Source organism: Citromicrobium sp. JLT1363 (genome assembly GCF_000186705.1).
GTDB lineage: Bacteria > Pseudomonadota > Alphaproteobacteria > Sphingomonadales > Sphingomonadaceae > Alteriqipengyuania.
Genome location: NZ_AEUE01000004.1, coordinates 137560 through 158694, shown reverse-complemented (window position 1 = coordinate 158694; position 21135 = coordinate 137560). Strand labels below are relative to the sequence as shown.

Here is a 21135-nt window from a genome sequence, read left to right as displayed (position 1 = left end):
CGTCTAGACGGCCCCCGTTTCGCGCGCGTCCTGAGACGCATCCCGGTAATTCTGCAGGCGCGCGAGGGCCTGTTCGACCCGCTCGGCAGCCGACCGATCGGCCCCGCGCCCCATGATCACGCCCAGATGGACGACATTGTCGCGGCCCAATGCCACAGACAGCGCCGCGCGGTCCAGTGGCAAGCGCGTTCCGCCCTCGCCCGAACCTTCGCGATCCATTCCCACGCGCCACGCCTGGTCAAGCTTGGCGGCGCCGCCTTCGCTCGCATCGCTGGCGTGGTACAGCGCGGCCAGCGCGCCGCCGCGTGCGTGTTCGGCAATACGTTCGGACCCCAAGATAAGGTTTCCGCCGCGCATTTCGAGCCCCAGCCGGTCGGTAAGCGTTCGCACAAGCCCGGCCTCGATCTGTGCGGGCAGGTCTTCGGGCACCAGTGGCGGCGCGGATTTGAACGCGCGGGCCAGCGCCCCCTTCAGCTTGCCCTTCTCGATAGCGGCTTCAAGCTCGGCGCGCGAAACGCCCAGCCATGCACCGCGACCCGGCGCACGCGCACGCGGATCGGGCAGCACCTGACCGTCCGGCGAGATCGCCAGACGGATCAGATCCTCCCGCTCGCCATGGCGGCCGGTGAGGATGCACTTGCGCTCCGGCGATTTCTCGCCGGGGCGCGTGCTACGGGTTGTCGGCGTCAGGCGCTCATTGTGTGGAGTCCGCATCGGCGGCCTCCTGATCTGCACCCTCGGATGCGGTTTCCTGGGCCGGTTCGTCTTCGAACCAGTGCGCGCGGGCAGCCATGATGATCTCGTTGCCCTGTTCTTCGGTGAGGCCGTATTCGCCCAGCACGCCGCCCTTGTCCTGCTCGCGCTGCGGACGGTCGCGCCGCATCGGCGGGCCGTCGGCATTGGCGTTGTTGCGGCGACGCGGCGCCTCGCGCTTCTTGGCGATCAGCTCGTCCGTGGCCAGATCGGCCAGATCGTCGCGCGTCTTGATCCCGGCCTTGCCCAGCGTGACCAGCATCGCCTCGGTCAGCACCGGCAGTTCGGCCAGATCGTCTTCCACGCCCAGTTCGCGGCGGGTCTCGCGGTGCGCGGCTTCCTGCCGGTCGAGCGCTTCCTGCGCCCGGCTCTGCAGTTCTTCCGCCAGTTCCTCGTCGAAGCCTTCGATCATCGCCAACTCGTCCAGCTGGACGTAGGCGACTTCTTCCAGTTCGGCGAAGCCTTCGGCGACGAGCAGCTGCGAGAGCGTTTCGTCGACGTCGAGCTCTTCCTCGAACATCTTGGAGCGAGCGGCGAATTCCTTGCTCTGCTTTTCCGAGGCTTCTTCCTCGGTCATGATGTCGATCTGGTTGCCGGTCAGCTGGCTGGCGAGGCGCACGTTCTGGCCACGACGGCCGATCGCGAGCGAAAGCTGGTCATCGGGCACGACGACCTCGATCCGGCTTTCCTCTTCGTCCAGCACCACGCGGCTGACGGTGGCGGGCTGGAGCGCGTTGACGATGAAGGTCGCCTGATCCTCGCTCCAGGGAATGATGTCGATCTTCTCGCCCTGCAGTTCCTGCACGACGGCCTGCACGCGGCTGCCCTTCATGCCGACGCAGGCGCCGACGGGATCGATGCTGGAATCATGCGAGATGACGCCGATCTTGGCACGGCTGCCCGGATCGCGGGCAGCGGCCTTGATCTCGATGATGCCGTCGTAGATTTCGGGCACTTCCTGCGCGAACAGCTTGCGCATGAAATCGGGGTGCGCGCGGGTCAGGAAGATCTGCGGACCGCGATTGTTGCGCTCCACCTTGCTGATCAGCGCGCGGATCCGCTCGCCCACACGCACTGCTTCGCGCGGGATCTGCTGGTCGCGGCGGATCACGCCTTCGGCGCGGCCCAGATTGACGATCACGTGGCCGAATTCGACCGACTTGATGACACCAGTGATGATCTCGCCCGCGCGGTCCTTGAACTCTTCATACTGACGCTCACGCTCGGCATCGCGGACCTTCTGGAAGATCACCTGCTTGGCGGACTGCGCATCGATGCGGCCCAGATCGACCGGGGGCAGCGGATCGACGATGAAGTCGCCGATGGCCGCGCCATCCTGCAGCTTCTGCGCCTGTTCCAGGTTCACCTGCTTGAAGTAGTCCTCGACCTCTTCGACCACTTCCACGACGCGCCACAGGCGCAGGTCGCCGGTCTGCGGATCGAGCTTGGCGCGAATGTCGTTTTCCGCGCCGTAGCGGTTGCGGGCGGATTTCTGGATCGCCTCTTCCATCGCTTCGATCACGATCGACTTGTCGATCATCTTTTCCGAAGCGACCGAGTTGGCGATCGCGAGGAGCTCCGCGCGGTTGGCGGAAATGGCAGTGGCCATCAGTCGTCAGCCTTTTCTTGTTGGTCTTCTTGTACTTCCTCGGCACCCGTGGTGTCGAGCGGTCTGGTCGCGGCGATCAGTTCGTCGGTCAGGACGAGCTTCGCCGAATGAATTTCTTCCAACGGAAGGAAATGAGTGGTGCCCTTGGCATCTTTGATGTGGACGAAGTTGATGCCGCGGTCCGGATGCAGGCCTTCAAGCGTGCCTTTGAACGTACGCTGGCCCTCATAGCCCTTGGCCATGGAAATCTTGGCCTGGTGCCCTGCCCAGTCGGAAAAGTCCTTCGCACGGGTCAGCGGGCGGTCGATCCCGGGCGAGCTGACTTCGAGGTGGTAGGCACCGTCGATCAGCACGTCGCCCTGCTCTTCCAGAGCATCGATCTTCGCGGAGACAGCGCGGCTCAGCGCGGCGCATTGTTCGATCACCAGCTGGCCCGTCGCGGGGTCTTCCGCCATGATCTGCAGCGCCTGCGTGCCGTCGCCTGCTTCGGAGGGCATCATCTTCACGCGCACGAGTTCGAATCCCAGGGCCTTTGCCTCGGGTTCGATAATCTGTGTCAGTCGCGCGATGTCCGCCATAAATCTCCGTTCCTTATCCCGAATGCCATGGCCGTGCAGCTTGGCGCCGGTGCCTTGCGGCCCGGCCCAACATGGTGCCAGCAATGTCGGGATGACGGCTAGTTAGGCGCAGTCTTCCAGAAATGCAACGCGCGAGACGCGAAAATGCGGATGCCCTAACCTCTACGCCTGAACCGGCGTTCGTGCGTGGCCCGGTTTCAAGTTTGCCCACAATACCTGCACGGCCGGAATGCGCCCTGTCCGCTCTTTCTGTCCGCTCGTTGAAGGAGCGCTCGGAACGACGTCCTGGGCGAAGTGACACGATCTCCCGGCGCCATCGCAGGCCCCGGCCTGCCTCGCCCGGGCCTATTCCGCAGCGTTGCGCGCGTCTTCCAGACTGCCGGGCGCCCCGCTCTCGTCCATGGCAGAAACATCGTCGGAAGTGTAAGTCGGAGTCTCCGCGATCTGCGGGATTTCCTCGATCTCGCGCTTGCCGATCTCGATCCCCTTCTCGGCCAGACGGCGCCCCGAAGACAGCACATTGCGCTCGAAGCTGCCGACGAACTTGTTGTAATTCTTGACCGCGCTTTCCAGCCCGCCGCCAACACGCTTCATATGCTCGGCAGCAATGGCGAGCCGGTCGTAAAGCTCGGCCCCGGCCTTGCCGATCTCCATCGCTTCCTTGGCGATCGTGTCCTGCCGCCAGACCTGCGCCACCGTCCGCGCGATCGCCACGAGGTTTGTAGGTGTGGCGAGCAAAACCTTGTTGCGGAAGGCGAAATCCCACAGCTCGGGATCGGCGTCGAGCGCGGCGGCGACGAAATGCTCACCCGGCACGAACATCACGACATAGTCCGGCGCATCGTCGAACTGGCTCTGGTAGCTTTTCGAACCCAATGTCTGGACATGGCCGCGCATGGACTTGGCGTGCAGGTCCAGATGCCGCTTGCGCTCCCCCTCGTCCTCCGCCTCGAACGCGGCCTGGTAGGCGTTCAATGAGACCTTGGCGTCGATCACCAGCTTCTTCGAGCCGGGCACATTCACGATCGCGTCAGGCCGCAGCCGACCCTCGTCGGTCTCCAGCGACTGTTCGAGGATGAAGTCCGTGTGTTCTGACAACCCGCACTGCTCCAGCACGTTCTGCAACGCCCGCTCGCCCCAGCGGCCGCGCGCCTTCGGAGCATTGGTGAGCGAGTTGCCCAGCCGCTGCGCCTCGCGCCGGACCTCTTCCTGCCCCAGCCGCATCTGCTCGATCTGCGCGGCGAGCGAGGAGAACGCATTGGTGCGTTTCTCCTCAAGGTCCGAAACCTGCTTTTCGTATTTCGCCAGACGCTCGCCCACCGGGGCGAGCAGCGCGCGGATCTTCTCCTCGGAGGATTTCTCGGAATGGCCGAACCGTTCGCTCGCGCGCTCGAGGAAGGATTCCTGCGCCTTGGACAGCACCGCCGATCCGGTGTTCTGGAATTCCTTGAGCAATTCCTCGCGCGCTTCGACCAGCAGGCGTTTCTGCTCGTCGAAATTGGCGGTCTTTTCCTTGAGCGTCGCCAGCTCGGAGGAAAGCGCACCATTGGCCCGCCGCGCCTCTTCCAGCGCAGCCTCGTGCCGCGCGCGGGTTTCCTTCAGCTCTGCGTCCAGCGCATCGACCCGAGCGCCCTTTTCGCGCGCCGCCTCGAGCTCGGCATAGGCGCGCAGGTACTTGGCGTCGGTCTCCTTCGCCTCCCGCTCGCTCTCGGCCAGCCGCGCCTTCAGCTCGGCCGCGGGCCTGCCGCCGAGATACCACCCGACGCCCAGCCCGATCAGCAGCGCCACGACACCCAGAATCGCATATTCCATGGCCAGAACATAGCTGGAACGACGCCGCAGGCCAAGCCGCCGCGGGAACTATCCCCCGCCCGTTCCGCTCCCTTATCACAGAAGGAGAAAACGCATGTCGATCAAGGAAATGATCAAGGAACACCCGCAAGTGGGTGCCGATTACAACGACCAGCTGGGCGAGGCGATCAAGCACGCGATGTATTGCGCAGCGATCTGCAATTCCTGCGCCGATGCCTGCAATGCCGAGGATGGCGACATGAGCGCGTGCATCCGCAAGTGCTCGGATTGCGCGGATATCTGTCAGGCGGTCAGCACGGTCGCCGCGCGGCGTACGCATGGCAACACGGCGGTGATCAAGTCGCTGCTCGAAGCCTGCATCCTCGCCTGCAAGGTCTGCGCGGAAGAATGCGCGAAGCACGACGATCCGCATTGCAAGCGCTGCGAAAAGATGTGCCGCGAGTGCATGGAAGACTGCGTGAAGGCGCTGCAGGGCATGGTGGCCGCGGCCTGAGGCCTGCCTGATCAAATACTCGTCGCCCCGGCCTGCGAGCCGGGGCCGGGCTTTTTCAAACCGCGTCGCAGGAAGGCAGCCTTGCCCCTGGTCAAGTCCGGGGCGACCTCCAAGGTTGTGGTTAGGCCGCGACCCTCAGCTTCTTGAGCTTCTTCAGTGCCATGTTGCGCTTGAGGCGGCTCAAGTGATCGATGAACAGGATGCCTTCGAGGTGATCCATCTCGTGCTGGATGCAGGTCGCCATCATGCCTTCCAGCGCCTCGGTATGCTCGTTCCCGTCGAGATCCTGCCAGCGCACCGTGCAGGTCGCCGGACGATCAACGTCGGCATAGATTTCCGGCACCGAGAGGCAGCCTTCCTGATAGGTCGAAAGCTCTTCCGCCGGGTCGAGGATCACGGGATTGATGAACACCCGCGGCTCTTTCTTCGTCGCCGGGTGCGTGTGGCTGTGCCCGTCATGATCGCACTCGACCGGCTCCGCATCCGGGTCTTCGGGCTGCAGGTCGATCACAAGGATGCGCTTGGGCACGCCCACCTGGATCGCCGCCAGGCCGATGCCGTGCGCAGCATACATCGTTTCGAACATGTCATCGATCAGCGTGCGCAGATCGTCGTTGAACTCGTCAGCTTCGACGGGTTGCGACACGGTTTTCAGCCGGGGGTCCGGCACTTCAAGGATTTCGCGGATAGCCATGGGGCGGATTTAGGGCCAGACTCAGTCGATTACAACTTCCCTGGCCGTGCCGCTTCATCTGCAAGAGATACGCTTGCGGTACAGCGCGTCGCTACCCTTGTTTTGCTCCAGCCTGATCAACCGGTGAAGCCAGCCGAGGAGCGCTGGCGTAACAACGAACAGAATTGCCCCGGGCAAGATTGCGAGCGTACCGCGAAAATCAGCAAGCAATCCGCCCAGGTAAGCGAGCCCGAAAAGGCCCGCCCAGAAAAAGGCTATCAATTCCCACTGCCATCTCGGAGCGCGCGATTGGTATCGTTCGTGCGCAAACCGCCAGAACGCGCTTCTCAGCCTCATCCCATCGGCCTCCGCGCCCTCAATGCCTGCGCCAAGGTCCCCTCGTCGAGATAGTCGAGCTCTCCACCCACCGGCAGGCCGTGGGCGAGTTGCGTGATGCGTACGGAGAAATCCTCCAGCCGCTCGGCAAGGTAGTGCGCGGTGGTCTGCCCCTCCAGCGTCGCATTCATTGCCAGCACGACCTCGTCCACGCCGCCCGCTTCGACGCGCGCAAGCAGGCCCGGAATCGCCAGATCTTCGGGCCGCACGCCGTCCAGCGCGGAAAGCCGCCCGCCGAGCACGTGATAGGTGCCCGAGAACAGCTTCGCGCGGTCGAGCGCCCACAGGTCCGCCACATCCTCCACCACGCAGATCGACTTCGCATCGCGCTTCGGGTCGGAGCAGATGCCGCAGGGGTCGCGCGTGTCGACATTGCCGCAGATGCGGCACTCCTCCAGCGTGTCCTGCACGGCGAGCAGCGCATCGAGCAACGCGGGCAGCGCGGTCTCGCGCTTCTTGACCAGATGCAGCACCGCGCGCCGGGCCGAACGGGGCCCCAGCCCTGGCAGGCGGGCGAGTGCGGAACTCAATGCTTCGATTTCTTGCGATGCCATTGCCACCACCTAATCGCTCACCCTGAGCTTGTCGAAGGGCCGTACTTTCTTCTAGCGCGGTTCCCAAAGGAAAAGCGGTCCTTCGACAGGCTCAGGACGAGCGGGGACCTACACGGGAAGCTGGCTTATGCGCATCGTCTTCATGGGAACGCCCGATTTCGCCGTGCCGACGCTCGAGGCGCTGGTGCACGCCGCGCATGATGTGGTGTGCGTCTACACCCAGCCGCCACGCAAGGCCGGGCGCGGCAAGAAGCTCCAGCCCACGCCCGTGCACGCGGCGGCGGATCGGCTGGGGATCGAGGTGCGCCATCCAGCCTCGCTGAAGCCGCAGGAAGAGAAGGACGCGTTCGCCGCACTGGAGGCCGATGTCGGCGTGGTCGCGGCCTATGGCCTGATCCTGCCGCAGGCAGTGCTCGACGCGCCGGAACATGGCTGCCTCAACGTGCATGCCAGCATCCTGCCCCGGTGGAGAGGCGCCGCGCCGATCCAGCGTGCGATCCTCGCTGGCGATACCGGCACCGGCGTGACCATCATGCAGATGGAGGCCGGGCTCGACACCGGCCCGATGCTGGCGACCGTGCGCACCCCCATCGACCGCAAGACGGCGGGCGAGTTGACAGACGAGCTGGCCCGCAAGGGCGCGCAACTGATGGTCGGCACGCTGCGCGACCTCGCGATCCATATCCCGCTCGCACAGGATGACGCCGAAGCGACCCATGCGCCCAAGATCGACAAGGCAGAAGCGCGGCTCGACTGGACGCAGGATGCAGAGCAGGTGGAGCGGCAGGTACGCGCCTTCACGCCGTGGCCGGGCGCGTTCTTCGAACATGAGGATACCAGGGTGAAGGTGCTGGCGGCCCAGATTGCCGAGGGCAGAGGCGATCCCGGCACCGTGCTCGACGATGAGCTGACCGTCGCCTGCGGATCGGGCGCGCTGCGCCTCACCCGCGTCCAGCGGGCGGGCAAGCCGGCCATGGATACGGCGGATTTCCAGCGCGGGCGAGCTATCGCCCAGGGTGCGCACCTCGATTGAGGCAGCGCAGACGCGCCCGATCATGACAATGTCCGTTAGGCCCAAGGCCCGCAATTGACTCCGCAGCCTCGGCGCGAAACGTCGTCCCCTGAGCAGACAACGGGGAAACGGACATGAAACGGATGATGGCAATCACGATCGCGGCGACCACGGCACTGGCCGCCTGCGGCGCGGCGGAGCCGGGCGAAGCGGCGGCGGACGAAGCGTCTGGCGACAGCTTGCCAGCCGTCACCTCCGCAGCTCCTGCGGATCTGTCCGACGGGCTGATCACCTGCGCGATGCCCGATTTCGACGGCAAGGTCGGCCTCACCACGACCGAGCGCTTCATCCTGATCGACGGGCAGCCGAAGCGCTATTCCGATTTCCAGAATCAGGCCTTCGACCTGTGTCGGGCGGGGCAGGAAAACTGCGCGCTGAAAATCGAAAACGGCGTCATCCGGATGGACTGGACCAGCGCGAACGGCACGCGCTCACGATATGACGTCGATCTCGGCACGCTCGACATTGCCGCCTACCGGACCGATCCGGGCACGGCAGAGCGGTCGGTCGCGTTCAGGGACGGTGCCAAATGCGTGCGCGAACCGCTGCCCGAAGGCCTTGAGATTATGTAAGGGGCAGATCACGCGACGGGTTGCTTCGCGGCGATCTGTCCCTAGCAGGGGCGGCATGGCCCTCACCCGCTATGCCCTCACGCTGGAATTCGATGGCACGCCCTTCTTCGGCCTGCAGCGGCAGAAGGACGGGCCCAGCGTGCAGCAGGCGGTCGAGGAAGCCGTGCACGGCGTAACCGGAGAAGAAGTCACGCTGCACAGCGCGGGGCGCACCGATACCGGTGTCCATGCGCTCGCCATGCGCAGCCATTTCGATGTCGAGAGCAAGCTGACGCCGTTTCGCATGGGCGAGGCGATCAATGCGCACCTGCGCCCTGCCCCGATCGCCGTGACGCATTGCGAGGCGGTGCCCGAGGACTGGCACGCGCGCTTCAGCTGCATCGGGCGACGCTATCTCTACCGCATCCTCAACCGCCGCGCGCCGCTGACGCTGGAGAAGAACCGCGCGTGGCTGTTGTCGCCCGAATGCGATGCGGAGGCGATGCACCGCGCGGCGCAGAGCCTGGTCGGCCATCACGACTTCACCACCTTCCGCTCGGTCCACTGCCAGGCGGCGAGCCCGGTCAAGACGCTCGACCGGCTGGACATCAAACGCTCCGGAGACGAAATTCGCATAGAGGTCGCCGCGCGCAGCTTCCTGCACCATCAGGTCCGCTCGATGGTCGGCTGCCTTGCGCTGGTCGGCATGGGCCGCTGGAACGAAGACCGGATAGCGCAGGTTCTGGAAGCGAAGGACCGGCAGGAACTGGGCTTGAACGCCCCCGCCCACGGGCTCTACTTCGTCGAGGCGATCTATCCCGAACCGGAGGGGGGCATCTGATGGCAAAATGGTATCACTTCCCCACCACCTCGCGGTTGAGCGATGGCGAATACGAAGCGAATATCCAGGGCATCAACATCGTCTTCGGGGCGGTGCTGGGTTTCGTGCTGGCGGATGCCAGCGGCCTGCCGCCGCGCGATTTCGCCGTCCTTCTGTTCCTGAGTGCGAGCGCGGTCGTCTCGATCCTCTATCTCGCGCACAGCGAATACAAGCTGGCCTATGGCGCGCTAGCCGCCTTCGTGATTTTCATGATCCCGCACATCATGGACGATCCGCTACAACTCCCGCCGATCCCCCAGCTGCAACCCACGCTGACGGTATGGGCACTGATGATCGTTCTGGTCGAACTGATCCCGCGCGGAAGAGAGCGACCCGAACCTTCGAAAGACAAACCCGAACCTGAAAAAGACAAGAAAGAGAGGCAAGAATGAGCACCACCGGCAAGCAGATTTTCACCACGCTGGAAAGCGACGGCACGCTGACCGTCGAAGTCGCGACCAGCGAGTTTCCCGACCCCAAGGGAAACCAGGTGCTCGTGAAAATGGAAGCCGCGCCGATCAACCCGAGCGACCTTGCGCTGCTGGTTGGCCAGGCGGACCTGGAAAATGCGGAGTATTCGGACGGCAAGATCGTCGCCAAAATGCCCGAACCGTTCAATTCGGGCGCCAAGGGTCGCCACGGCCAGCGTATGCCGGTCGGCAATGAAGGCGCAGGCGAAGTGATCGCCACTGGCGATTCAGATATGGCCAAGGCGCTGATGGGCAAGCGCGTGTCTTGCGTGCCCGGTACCGCATTCAGCGAATACGCAATCGCCGATGCCAGCATGTGCATTCCGCTGGGTGATATCTCGTCCAGGGACGGCGCCTCCGCCTTCGTCAATCCGATGACAGCGCTGGGCTTCGTCGAAACCGCGAAGATGGAAGGGTTCAAGGCAATCCTGCACACCGCCGCTGCCTCCAACCTCGGCCAGATGCTCGTCCGGATCTGCCAGGAAGACGACATGGAGCTGGTCAACATCGTCCGCCGTCAGGAACAGGTCGATGTGCTCAAAGACCTTGGCGCAAAGCACATCGTCAACTCGTCGGACGACGACTTCATGGCCCAGCTGCGCAAGGCAATCGACGAGACCGATGCGTTCATCGGCTTCGATCCGATCGGCGGCGGCAAGGCGGTCGATACCGCGTTCAAGGCGATGGAGCAGGTCGCGGTCGGCAAGATGACCGAATACAGCCGCTACGGTTCGAACCAGCCGAAGAAGATGTACATCTACGGGCGGCTCGACATCGGGCCGACGATCTTGACGCCGTCCTACGGCTTCGGCTGGACGCTGTCTGGCTGGCTGCTGTTCCCCTTCATGCAGAGCGCCGGCAAGGAAACCGTGGCCCGCATGCGCCAGCGCGTGCTCGACAACCTCACCACCACGTTCAAGAGCAACTACACTGCAGAGGTGACTCTGGAGGGCATGCTGGAGAAGGATGCGGTGCTGCAATATGCCAAGATGCGCACCGGCGAGAAGTATCTGGTGACGCCGCAGGGCTAGGTTGCAAGGCCTCCCTTCCCTCCCGGGAGGGGAGGCACGCTTACCGCTCGTCGAAGAAGCGCTGTGCCTCGGCCGGATCGGTGATCCCGTTCGCCAGCAGCAGCGCGGTCAGCATCCGCGCCTTGGGAACGCCCAGGGCGCGGGCCGCGACGAAACCGTTTTCGTCGTCCTCGGGCTCGCGGTCGACGAGGCCCTGATCGGTCCGGCTGGCCCGCACCACCAGGCACCCACGCCGCGCGTGCTGCACCAACACCTGGCGCACGGGGTCGGGCATGTTGCCCTCGCCCAGCCCCGAAACCACAATTCCGGGAGGATTATGCGCTAGCTGGTGCGATGCCGCCGCCGCGCTCATCCCGGCGTAGATCGCCAGGATCGGCACTTCGGGCAGTGGCAGGAACTTGAGGCGCGCGCCATCATCCACCCGCCATGGCGCACCGAACCAGTCGAGCCGCGAAGGCGTGACGATGGCCACGGATTCGCGGGGAAACCCGCGAAAGGCTTCGGTGGCGCGGGTCTCCGCCTTGCGGACGTCGCGCGCCGAATGGACCCTGTCTCCCATCACCACCAGCACACCGCGCCCGGCAGCGTCGGGATCGCCCGCCACGCGCACCGCATTGGCGAAATTGCGCATCCCGTCGTAGCCGACGGCATCGGTCGGGCGCATCGCGCCAACCAGCACGACAGGCTTGGTGCTCGGCAGCGTGAGGTCGAGCAGGAAGGCCGTTTCCTCGGCCGTGTCGGTCCCGTGGGTGACCACCACCGCGTCCAGCTCGTCGTCGCGCATGGCCAGCTCTATCTCGGCGTGGAGGCGCGACCAGATCGAGGCATCGATATCCTCCGATCCGATATTGGCGATCTGCCGTCCGGTGAATTGTGCCGCGACGCCCAACCCGCTTGCCTGCTCAAGATAGGCCTCGATCCCGACCTGCCCGGGGCGATAGTCGGCACGCATCGCATCGCCAGCCTGCCCGGCAATGGTGCCGCCGGTGGCGAGAACGAGGATGCGTGGTGGCTGGCTTGGCGCGCTCATGCCAGCCGCCCTAACGGCCCGCGACGCGCTTTCAATCCGAAATCTGGCAATTGATTTTGAAGTTTTGCACGCTAGATAGCGGCCCTCCCGGAACGGATCGGGCGATTAGCTCAGTTGGTAGAGCGCTTCGTTTACACCGAAGATGTCGGCAGTTCGAGCCTGTCATCGCCCACCATTCCCCTCCCCAACTCTCTTGCGGCACCGCCTTGGGCGGGGCAGTGCGTCGGGCCATGACCCGGTTCGACATTGCCATTGCCGGATGCGGACCGGCCGGCCTCGCCGCCGCGCTGCTGCTGCACCGGCAGGGGCACCGCGTTACGCTGTTCGAACGGTTCGAAGAGCCGCGGCCCGTCGGATCGGGCCTTATGATCCAGCCGAGCGGCATGGCGGTGCTCGATGCGCTGGGTCTGGCGCCGGATATCCTTGCGCACGGCGCCCCGATCCGCGCGCTGCACGGCCTCAATCATCAGGGCGATATCGCCCTCGATGCGCGCTACGCCGACCTTCGTGTGCCGGGCGCCTGCGGCATAGGCATCCACCGCGGCAGCCTGTTCGCAATCCTTTTCCGTGCAGCGGTGGACGAAGGAATTGCCATCGAAACGGGCTTCCCGGTCGCACGGTCCGACCTTGAAGGAAAAGGCAGGACGCTGACTTCGCAAGACGGGCAGAAGACGCAGGCGTTCGATCTGGTGGTCGATGCGCTGGGCACCTCCACGCCTCTGGCGGCTCCATGCGGCGAATGGCTGGCGTTCGGGGCCCTGTGGGCAACGCTCGACTGGCCTGCGGACAGCCCGTTCGACGCCGGACTGCTCGAACAGCGCTATACGCACGCAGCGCAGATGGCGGGGCTGCTGCCGACGGGGATGCGGGTGGATGGCGCAGGGCGCGAACTATCGTTCTTCTGGTCGCTCAAGGCGTCCGACTACGAAAGCTGGCAGGCTGCGGGGCTCGACGCATGGAAGGCGCAGGTCTGCGCGCTTTGGCCGGATTGCGAGGCGCTGCTGGGCCAGATCGAGCACGCCGAACAGCTGACCTTTGCACGCTACGCGCATCGCCGCGTGGCAGAACCCGCGGGCAAGGCGCTGATCCATATCGGCGATGCCTGGCATTCGGCGAGCCCGCAGCTCGGCCAGGGGGCGAATATGGCTCTGCTCGATGCCTTTGCGCTTGCGAGAGGCCTCGAAGGTGGCAGCACGCCGGACGAAGGGCTCGCCCTCGCGGCCCGCCTGCGCAGCCGCCACGTGAAGCTCTATCAGGCGCTGACCTGGGCAGCGACGCCGCTCTACCAGTCCGACAGCGTGTGGCACGCCCTGCGCGATCTGTTGCTCACCCCGTTGGGACGAATATGGCCAGGGCCGGGCATTCAGGCGCGGCTGGTCGCGGGTCTGGTGGGCGATCCCCTCGCCCCGCTCGGACTGGCCCTGCCCGATTACGAACGTCTGCTCGCCGGGCGCTGACCTAAGGGAGTGCGGGAGTTTCGACCACTTCTTCGATGGCCGCCCGCGCTTCTTCGCTCGACCAGTCGAAATCGCCGGTCACGCGCCAGACTTCCTGCCCGGTGCGGTCGTAGAGCACGGTCGTCGGCAGCGTTCCCGCCCCGATCGCTTCGGTCAGCGTCAGTTGCGGGTCGATCCAGCGCGGCAGGTTGGCCAGATCGTTCTCTTCGAAAAAGTCTGCGACCTTGGCCGGATCGCCCATATCCTGACTGATCGTCACGACATTCAGTTCCTCGCCGTAATCCGCCGCCAGATCGTCGAGCAGCGGCATCTCCTTCACGCAGGGCGCGCACCAGGTGGCCCACAGGTTCATCAGAACGGGTCTGCCCTGCAGGGCACCCAGATTGATCACCTCGTCCGCCGGGTCCACCAGATTGGCGGCGGGCATCAGGTCCCCCGCCCGGCTGCGGTCGATTTCGCCCGTCTGGGCGACCTCGCCCATGCCTGCGGTGCTTTCGCTCTCTTGCGGGCTTTCCTGCGGCTCCCTATCGCAGCCGCTCAGAACCAGAACGAGGGCAAGCGCGGGCAGAATGACGGAACGGGACATGCAATCCTCCGGTAACGGACAGGGCAACGCGATGTGGGGCGGCCGCTTCGCGGATGGGCCTAGTGCTATCATGCGCGAAATCAATGCCTCGATTCCGTTCGACAAAGCGCTCTGGCGACAGGACATAGCCGGCAGCCGCGCGCATGTGAGCATGCTGGCGGCGCAAGGCATTCTCACGGGCGAGGATGCGCAGACCATCGACGACGGCCTGCAAGCGATCGCTGCGGAGTACGAACGCGACGGCGTGCCAGAGGACTGGGACCTCGAAGACATCCACATGACCGTGGAATCGCGCCTCACCGAACTGGTCGGCCCCGTCGCGGGCCGCCTGCACACCGCGCGCAGCCGCAACGATCAGGTAGCGACCGATTTCAAGCTGTGGGTCCGCGAATCGATCGACCAGATCGACGCGGGGCTGCAGGCGGTCCAGCGTGCGCTCGTCACCCGCGCCGCAGAGCATGCGGACGACATCATGCCCGGCTTCACCCATCTGCAGGCCGCCCAGCCCGTCACGCTGGGCCACCACCTGATGGCCTATTACGAGATGCTGCGGCGCGACCGGATGCGGTTTGCGAGCGCGCGCGAACGGCTTGACGAATGTCCGCTGGGCGCCGCCGCGCTGGCCGGAACCGGGTTCGATCTCGACCGGGAAGCCACTGCGAAGGCGCTGGGCTTCTCCCAACCGACGTCCAACAGCCTCGACACGGTATCGGACCGGGATTTCGCGCTGGATTATCTCCACGCGGCAAGCCTCGTCAGCATTCACCTCTCGCGGCTGGCAGAGGAAATCATCATCTGGGCCAGCCAGCCCTTCGGCTTCATCCGCCTGCCGGATTCTCTGTCCACCGGCAGCTCGATCATGCCGCAGAAGAAGAACCCGGACGCGGCGGAACTGGTCCGTGGGCACGCGGGGCGGATCATCGGCGCGGCGACCGCGCTCAGCATCACGATGAAGGGCCTGCCGCTGGCCTATGCGAAGGACATGCAGGACGACAAGCCGCCCGTGTTCGAAGCGCACGGCCTGCTCACCCTCTCGCTGGCGAGCATGGAAGGCATGATCGCGGGCGCGGAGTTCAACACCGACCGGATGCTGTCGCTGGCGGGCAGCGGCCATGCCACCGCCACCGACCTCGCCGACTGGCTGGTGCGCGAGGCGGGCGTACCCTTCCGCGAAGCGCACCACATCACCGGCGCTGCCGTGGCGCGCGCCGATGAAAAGGGCTGCGCGCTGGCGGAGCTTACGCAGGAAGACCTTGCCGCCATCGACCCTCGGGTCACGCCCGATGCGCTCGCTCATCTGACGCTCGAAGGATCGGTCGCCTCGCGCCGGAGCTATGGTGGAACGGCGCCGGATCGGGTACGCGAACAGGTGAAGGCCGCGCGCGAAACGCTCGGCATGGATAGCTGATGCGAGAGACCCCGACACCCGCGATGCGCAGCCGCCTGATCCCGATTGCCTGCACGCTCTGCCTGGCGCTGGCCGCCTGCGGGCAGCAGGCCGATCTCGCCCCTCCGCAGGGCGCCAGCCTGCCCCCCGCACCTTACGGCAGCGAAGTGCCGCCCACGGCGAGCGAACTGCTCGAGCCCGACGTGATTGCGGTGCCCGAACGCGACACCGAACTGCGCACGCGCTCCGAAGAACGCGAGGACGATCCGTTCGATCTTCCGCCGGAATAGACCGGCATTCCGGACCGACAAACGCCGCTCCCCAACGCCACGACAAGACAAGCAGAGCCCACGATGGATCACTTCACCATGAAGAACGGCATCCTCCATGCCGAGGATGTGCCGCTTCCCGCCATCGCGGAGGCGGTGGGCACGCCCGTCTACGTCTATTCGCAGGCGACGCTCGAACGCCACGCCCGCGTCTTCCGCGAAGGGCTGGGCGCGCTCGACGATCCGCTGATCGTCTTTGCCGTCAAGGCAAACCCGAACCTTGCCGTCCTGCGCGTGCTGCAGCGCGAAGGCTTCGGCGCGGACGTTGTCTCGGGCGGGGAATTGCGCCGCGCACTGGCCGCCGGGATGACACCGGACAAGATCATCTTCTCCGGCGTCGGCAAGACGCGGGCGGAGCTGGAACTGGGCCTCGACACCGGCATCGCGCAGTTCAACATCGAATCGCGCGAAGAGGGCCGCGAGCTGGCAGAACTGGCGCATGCACGGGGCGAACGCGCGCGCTGTGCGCTGCGGATCAACCCCGATGTCGATGCGGGCACGCACGAGAAGATCAGCACCGGCAAGGCCGACAACAAGTTCGGCGTACCGCTGCACCGCGCGGCGGATGCCTTCGCAGAACTGGCCGCGCTCGATGGTCTCGCGCTGGAAGGTCTGGCGATCCATATCGGCAGCCAGCTGGCGGACCTCACACCGCTGGAAACCGCGTTCGAAAAGGTCGGGCGGCTGCTGGGCGATCTGCGCGCGAGTGGCCACACCATCACCCGGGTGGACCTGGGCGGCGGGATCGGCGTGCCCTACCGCGCGGGCGAGAGCTACCCCTCCCCCGCCGATTACGGTGCCATGGTGGCGCACGTCACGCGCGACTGGGGCGTGCAGCTGGCGTTTGAGCCGGGCCGCGTGATCGCGGGCAATGCCGGCGTTCTGCTGACGCGGGTGGTCCGGGTGAAGAGCGGGCTGTCCTCCCCCTTCCTGATCGTCGATGCCGCGATGAACGATCTGGCCCGGCCCGCACTGTACGGCGCGTGGCACGACTTCGAGCCGGTCGCGGCGACGGACCAGCGGATGACCGCGAACATCGTCGGCCCGATCTGCGAGACGGGCGACACCTTCGCCACCGACCGCGATTGCCCTGCGCTGGTGGCGGGCGATCTCGCGGTGTTCCGCACCGCGGGCGCCTATGGCGCGACCATGGCCTCTTCCTACAACTCGCGCGGCTTCGTGGCAGAGGTACTCGTCAGCGGCAGCGACTTCGCAGTGGTGGCCGACCGGATCGACGCGGGCGCGATCATGGATGCAGAGCGCGTGCCCGAATGGCTCGGCTGACGTGACCGGCCGGATCGCCTCGCTGCCGCTGTTCCACAAGGCGGCGGGCACGCGCATCGTGGTGGTCGGCGAAGGCCCCATGGCGGATGCCAAGCGGCGGCTGGTCGAACGCGCGGGCGCGATGGCCGTGAACGAGGCCGAGGCGCACCATGCCACGCTCGCCTTCGTGGCGCTGGAGGATCCGGGCGAGGCCGCTGCCGTGCGCCAGCGACTCAAGGCGAAGGGCCTGCTGGTCAATGTCGCGGACAAGCCCGATCTGTGCGATTTCACCACACCGAGCATCCTCGATCGCGACCCGCTTCTGATCGCTATCGGAACCGACGGAGCGTCCGCCGGGCTCGCGAAGCATGTCCGCTTGCGGCTGGAGGCGATCCTGCCGCAAACGCTGGGCGCGCTGGCACGCGCGCTGGCCGAGGGCCGCGACCGCTTGCGCGCCGCGCTGCCCGATGGCGATGCGCGGCGGCGCGCGGTGGATGCGGCGCTGCGGCGTGGCGGCATGCTGGACCCGCTGGAGGATGCGTCGGCAGAGCGCGTGACCGGCTGGCTCGCAAATCCCGCTGCCGACGCCCCGGCGCGGCTGGAGACCGTCACGCTCACCAGCGACGATCCCGAAGACCTTACCCTGCGCCAGGCACGCTGGCTGGGCGAGGCCGACGCGATCTACCACGACGCCGGCATTGCGCCGGCCATCCTCGCCCGCGCCCGGGCGGATGCACAGCGGCATCCGCTGGACGAAGCACCCGCAGCGCCGAGCGAGGGTTTCGGGCTGGTCCTCAGGCGCGGCTAGATCCCGGCACACTCGCAGCTGCCCGCGGCGTCGAAGTAGCGTGCCATTGCCTCCACCCCCGTATCGCTCAGCGCAATGAAGGCGCGCCGCCGGTCGATCCGGTCCTCCTCGCGCTGCAGCAGGCCCTGATCGACCATCTGCCCGATCCAGCGCAGCGCCGTGGTGGGTGGTACGCCGCTGGCGATGCACAGCGAGGTGACCGAAACCCGGCGGCCCTCTGCCCGCGCCGCGGTGAGATCGAGCAGGATGTCCCATGCCGGATCGGCAAACAGCGAGGGTTCGAAAAAGCGCATGCGCATCTGCCGCTTGCGGATCGCGGCGCGGACGCGGCGCGGGTCCGGCAGACCGGGAATGTTCGCAAGCGCTGCGCTGCCATCTTCGCCGGCGGCTGCACCCTGCCCGGTTCCGAAAGCAAAGGCGCTGCCACTTGCATCAACGCCCTCTCCTTCGCCCACCAGCCCGTCCAGCCGTTCCGCCAGCGTCGTCACCCGCTCCACCAGCCGCATGACGGCAACGCGATCATCATCGGACAATTCGCGCACGCGCCTTCCTGCCAGACCCGCCAGAGCTTCCCCGAAGGCAACCAGCCGTTCGGCCCTGCCCGGCTCGACCAGCAGCACAGGGTCGCCTTCGCGTGCCGCCAGCATCACGGGTTCGAGCGCGCCGATCGTGGTGGAGACAATCAGCTTCGCGCCCGAGCGTGCGATCCGCTGAGACACCCGTTCGAGCATGGCGAGGGTCGGCGCATCGGCGGCCGGAGCATCGACCGCCACGATATCGCCCAGCGCCCGCGCCGCGCCCTCTTCCAGCAGGCCGAGCCCATTGGCCTGCATGATACGAAACCCGGCAAGTTCCGCGTCATCGCGCATCGCCGCGCGCACCTGCGGGCGGTCGGCGAAGAGGGAGACTGCCATCGGCAGGCCAGCCGGATCGGATGGCCCTTCATAACTGGGCGCCTCGCCCACCAGTTCCGCCTGAAGCATGATTCGCATTCCCCGTTTGTTCCACTCACTTTGTGAGAACAAACGGGGTCCAAGTCAATCGCCTGCGCGATGGATGCGATCCTGTCAGTCTGCGATCAGTCCTCGAACGGATCGCGCACCAGGATCGTGTCTTCACGCTCCGGGCTGGTCGAAACCAGCGCCACGGGGCATTCGATAAGCTCCTGGATACGGCTGATATACTTGATCGCATTGGCGGGCAGATCGGCCCAGCTGCGCGCCCCCGCCGTGCTTTCGCTCCAGCCTTCCATCTCTTCGTAGATCGGCTCGCACCGCGCCTGGCTCGCCGCGTGGCTGGGGAAGTAGTCGAATATCCGCCCGTCGAGGCGGTAACCGGTGCAGATCTTCACCTTGTCCATCCCGTCGAGCACGTCGATCTTGGTCAGCGCGATGCCGGTCACGCCTGCGATCGCGCAGGTCTGGCGCACCAGCACCGCATCGAACCAGCCGACGCGCCGCTTGCGCCCGGTCACCACGCCGAATTCGTGCCCGCGCTCGCCCAGCCCCTGGCCGATCTCGTCTTCAAGCTCGGTCGGAAACGGGCCAGAGCCCACGCGCGTGGTGTAGGCCTTGGTGATGCCCAGCACGAAGCCGGTCGCATTGGGGCCGAGGCCCGAACCGCTCGCCGCCGTACCGCTGACCGTGTTGGAGCTGGTGACGAAGGGATAGGTGCCGTGGTCGACATCCAGCAGCACGCCCTGCGCGCCTTCGAACAGCACGCGCGCGCCCGCCTTGCGCACCTTCTTGAGCCGTTTCCACACCGGCTGCGCGAATTGCAGCACGAAGGGCGCGATTTCCTTCAGGTCCGCGACCAGCTGCTCGCGGTCGATCGGCGCTTCGTCGAACCCGGCGCGCAGCGCATCGTGGTGCGCGCACAGCCGGTCCAGCTGCGGCTCGATCTCGTCGAGATGCGCCAGATCGCATACGCGGATCGCACGGCGACCAACCTTGTCTTCGTAGGCCGGGCCGATCCCGCGGCCGGTGGTGCCGATCTTGCCGCTGCCCGCCGCGGTTTCGCGCAGGCCGTCCAGATCGCGGTGGAGCGGCAGGATCAGCGGGCAGTTGTCCGCCACGGCGAAGTTGTCCGGCGTGATCGTCACGCCCTGCCCTTCGAGCTTCTCGATCTCGGACTTGAGCGCCCACGGGTCGAGCACCACGCCATTGCCGATCAGCGACAGAGTACCGGTGACGATGCCCGACGGTACCAGCGAAATTTTGTAGGTCGTGCCGTCGACCACCAGCGTATGGCCCGCATTGTGCCCGCCCTGGAATCGCACGACGGCATCGGCGCGGCTGGCCAGCCAGTCGACGATCTTGCCCTTGCCTTCGTCCCCCCACTGGGCTCCGATCACGGTCACATTGGCCAAATTCGAACTCCTTCACATCACCGCGCACATCGGTGGCGGCGCCTGGCCTGACACACTTGACACAGTGTCCTGAGGCCGAAATCTCCCGAGCCGGAAACCGGCTGCGCACAAGCGCGGGCCTATGGCATGCACAGACGCGGTAGGAAACGGATTATCCGCAAATCGCGGGACATTTCGGCGGGCGTACGTGTTGGGACAGCAGAAGGAGATTTCATGCGCAAAGATTACCCCACCCTCACCCTCAACGATGGCCGCCAGATTCCGCAGCTGGGCTTCGGCACCTGGCAGATCGACGAAGACAAGGTTGCCGAACCCGTGCGCATCGCGCTGGAAACGGGATACTGGCTGGTCGACACCGCCGCGATCTACAAGAACGAGCGCGGCGTTGGCGAAGGCATCGGCGACTGGGCCGACATTTTCCTGCAGACCAAGATCTGGAACGAGAGCCAGGGTTACGACCGTACGCTGAAGGCGGCGGACAAGTGCCTCGAGCGGCTGGGCCGCGACCATGTCGACATGCTGCTGATCCACTGGCCGCAGCCAGAAAAGGACCTCTTCGTGGACACGTGGAAGGCGCTGATCGAGCTGCGCGACCAGGGCAAGGCGAAGAGCATCGGCGTGTCCAACTTCCGCGAACAGGACCTGAAGCGGATCGTGGACGAAACCGGCGTAACCCCGGCGGTCAACCAGATCGAACTGCACCCCACCTTCCAGCAGCGCGAGATGCGCAAGCTGCATGATGAGATGGGCATCGTGACGCAAAGCTGGTCGCCGCTGGGCCAGGGCAATGCGATGGGCAACGACACGATCGACGCCATCGCCGAAGAAGTGGGCCAGCCGACGTCTGCCGTGGTGATCCGCTGGCACATCCAGTGCGGGCTTTCGACCATCCCCAAGGCGTCCAGCCGCGATCACATCGAAGCCAACTTCAAGGCACTCGATTTCGAACTGACCGACGATCAGATGAAGAAGATCGACGATCTGGACGATCCGAACGGCCGGATGGGCCCGGAACCGGGCAAGTTCAACTCGTAA

At 65.8% G+C, this 21135-nt stretch carries 22 protein-coding genes and 1 tRNA gene; 13 read left to right on the top strand and 10 right to left on the bottom strand.

Annotation, left to right across the window (positions count from 1 at the left end; translation table 11 throughout):
* Positions 1–3 precede the first annotated feature (3 nt).
* The 4 genes from ADAD_RS0107635 to rmuC form a co-directional block, all read right to left on the bottom strand.
* A complete protein-coding gene (locus ADAD_RS0107635) occupies positions 4–714 on the bottom strand; it encodes a DUF448 domain-containing protein (protein ID WP_010412016.1) in 711 nt (236 codons plus the stop codon).
* Positions 695–2362, bottom strand: coding sequence for a transcription termination factor NusA (nusA, locus tag ADAD_RS0107630; RefSeq protein ID WP_010412013.1), 1668 nt, complete (start codon positions 2360–2362; stop codon positions 695–697). Before nusA ends, ADAD_RS0107635 begins: the two co-directional genes overlap by 20 nt.
* Entirely contained in the window at positions 2362–2940 is a 579-nt protein-coding gene (gene rimP, locus ADAD_RS0107625; protein WP_010412012.1) for a ribosome maturation protein RimP, read from the bottom strand. The genes nusA and rimP overlap by 1 nt, the downstream gene beginning before the upstream one ends.
* Positions 2941–3285: 345 nt before the next feature.
* Positions 3286–4752, bottom strand: a complete 1467-nt coding sequence (gene rmuC, locus ADAD_RS0107620) for a DNA recombination protein RmuC (RefSeq protein WP_010412008.1) — start codon at positions 4750–4752, stop codon at positions 3286–3288.
* Between the two features lie 94 nt (positions 4753–4846).
* Here rmuC and ADAD_RS0107615 point away from each other — a divergent pair, with 94 nt between their 5' ends.
* Entirely contained in the window at positions 4847–5245 is a 399-nt protein-coding gene (locus ADAD_RS0107615; RefSeq protein WP_010412005.1) for a four-helix bundle copper-binding protein, read from the top strand.
* 121 nt (positions 5246–5366) lie between these two features.
* Here ADAD_RS0107615 and def read toward each other — a convergent pair whose 3' ends face one another.
* Entirely contained in the window at positions 5367–5939 is a 573-nt protein-coding gene (gene def / locus ADAD_RS0107610) for a peptide deformylase (RefSeq protein ID WP_010412002.1), read from the bottom strand.
* Between the two features lie 332 nt (positions 5940–6271).
* Positions 6272–6868 carry a recombination mediator RecR gene (gene recR, locus ADAD_RS0107600; RefSeq protein WP_010411996.1) on the bottom strand — a complete coding sequence of 199 codons (597 nt, stop codon included), beginning with the start codon at positions 6866–6868 and terminating at the stop codon, positions 6272–6274.
* 127 nt (positions 6869–6995) lie between these two features.
* Here recR and fmt point away from each other — a divergent pair, with 127 nt between their 5' ends.
* The 5 genes from fmt to ADAD_RS0107575 all read left to right on the top strand — a co-directional run bounded on the left by fmt (position 6996) and on the right by ADAD_RS0107575 (position 10872).
* Positions 6996–7901 carry a methionyl-tRNA formyltransferase gene (gene fmt, locus ADAD_RS0107595; protein ID WP_010411993.1) on the top strand — a complete coding sequence of 302 codons (906 nt, stop codon included), beginning with the start codon at positions 6996–6998 and terminating at the stop codon, positions 7899–7901.
* Positions 7902–8014: 113 nt separating this feature from the next.
* Positions 8015–8512 carry a hypothetical protein gene (locus ADAD_RS0107590; RefSeq protein WP_139020388.1) on the top strand — a complete coding sequence of 166 codons (498 nt, stop codon included), beginning with the start codon at positions 8015–8017 and terminating at the stop codon, positions 8510–8512.
* A 55-nt stretch (positions 8513–8567) separates the two neighbouring features.
* Complete coding sequence (gene truA, locus ADAD_RS0107585) at positions 8568–9332, top strand: tRNA pseudouridine(38-40) synthase TruA (protein WP_010411987.1); 765 nt, start codon at positions 8568–8570, stop codon at positions 9330–9332.
* Positions 9332–9763: a hypothetical protein gene (locus ADAD_RS0107580; RefSeq protein WP_029139989.1), complete on the top strand. Its 432-nt coding sequence runs from the start codon at positions 9332–9334 to the stop codon at positions 9761–9763. The genes truA and ADAD_RS0107580 overlap by 1 nt, the downstream gene beginning before the upstream one ends.
* The gene (locus tag ADAD_RS0107575; RefSeq protein WP_010411981.1) at positions 9760–10872 is read left to right on the top strand and encodes a zinc-binding dehydrogenase; all 1113 of its coding nucleotides are present in this window, start codon (positions 9760–9762) and stop codon (positions 10870–10872) included. Before ADAD_RS0107580 ends, ADAD_RS0107575 begins: the two co-directional genes overlap by 4 nt.
* 40 nt (positions 10873–10912) lie before the next feature.
* Here ADAD_RS0107575 and ADAD_RS0107570 read toward each other — a convergent pair whose 3' ends face one another.
* Complete coding sequence (locus ADAD_RS0107570; RefSeq protein WP_010411977.1) at positions 10913–11902, bottom strand: asparaginase; 990 nt, start codon at positions 11900–11902, stop codon at positions 10913–10915.
* A 99-nt stretch (positions 11903–12001) separates the two neighbouring features.
* Here ADAD_RS0107570 and ADAD_RS0107565 point away from each other — a divergent pair.
* Both ADAD_RS0107565 and ADAD_RS0107560 read left to right on the top strand, forming a co-directional pair.
* A tRNA-Val gene (locus ADAD_RS0107565) sits at positions 12002–12077 on the top strand.
* 55 nt (positions 12078–12132) lie between these two features.
* Positions 12133–13359: an FAD-dependent oxidoreductase gene (locus ADAD_RS0107560; RefSeq protein ID WP_010411973.1), complete on the top strand. Its 1227-nt coding sequence runs from the start codon at positions 12133–12135 to the stop codon at positions 13357–13359.
* Position 13360: 1 nt separating this feature from the next.
* Here the strand turns inward: ADAD_RS0107560 and ADAD_RS0107555 are convergent, their stop codons facing one another.
* On the bottom strand, positions 13361–13945 hold the full coding sequence (locus ADAD_RS0107555) for a TlpA family protein disulfide reductase (RefSeq protein WP_010411970.1): 585 nt from the start codon (positions 13943–13945) through the stop codon (positions 13361–13363).
* A gap of 31 nt (positions 13946–13976) precedes the next feature.
* On the opposite strand from ADAD_RS0107555, the gene argH reads away from it, so the two are divergent.
* From argH to ADAD_RS0107535, 4 genes are all read left to right on the top strand, one after another.
* Positions 13977–15353, top strand: coding sequence for an argininosuccinate lyase (gene argH, locus ADAD_RS0107550; RefSeq protein WP_033193259.1), 1377 nt, complete (start codon positions 13977–13979; stop codon positions 15351–15353).
* Positions 15353–15622: a hypothetical protein gene (locus tag ADAD_RS0107545; RefSeq protein WP_010411965.1), complete on the top strand. Its 270-nt coding sequence runs from the start codon at positions 15353–15355 to the stop codon at positions 15620–15622. Before argH ends, ADAD_RS0107545 begins: the two co-directional genes overlap by 1 nt.
* Positions 15623–15685: 63 nt before the next feature.
* Entirely contained in the window at positions 15686–16945 is a 1260-nt protein-coding gene (gene lysA / locus ADAD_RS0107540; protein ID WP_010411963.1) for a diaminopimelate decarboxylase, read from the top strand.
* Positions 16914–17732 (top strand): precorrin-2 dehydrogenase/sirohydrochlorin ferrochelatase family protein, encoded by an 819-nt coding sequence (locus ADAD_RS0107535; protein WP_010411960.1) that lies wholly within the window; start codon positions 16914–16916, stop codon positions 17730–17732. Before lysA ends, ADAD_RS0107535 begins: the two co-directional genes overlap by 32 nt.
* Here the strand turns inward: ADAD_RS0107535 and ADAD_RS15720 are convergent.
* Positions 17729–18715 (bottom strand): winged helix DNA-binding protein, encoded by a 987-nt coding sequence (locus tag ADAD_RS15720; protein ID WP_010411955.1) that lies wholly within the window; start codon positions 18713–18715, stop codon positions 17729–17731. The genes ADAD_RS0107535 and ADAD_RS15720 overlap by 4 nt on opposite strands.
* Positions 18716–18810: 95 nt before the next feature.
* Entirely contained in the window at positions 18811–20100 is a 1290-nt protein-coding gene (locus ADAD_RS0107525; protein ID WP_010411952.1) for an adenylosuccinate synthase, read from the bottom strand.
* A gap of 213 nt (positions 20101–20313) precedes the next feature.
* Between ADAD_RS0107525 and ADAD_RS0107520 the strand changes: the two genes are divergently transcribed.
* Positions 20314–21135, top strand: coding sequence for an aldo/keto reductase (locus ADAD_RS0107520; protein ID WP_010411949.1), 822 nt, complete (start codon positions 20314–20316; stop codon positions 21133–21135).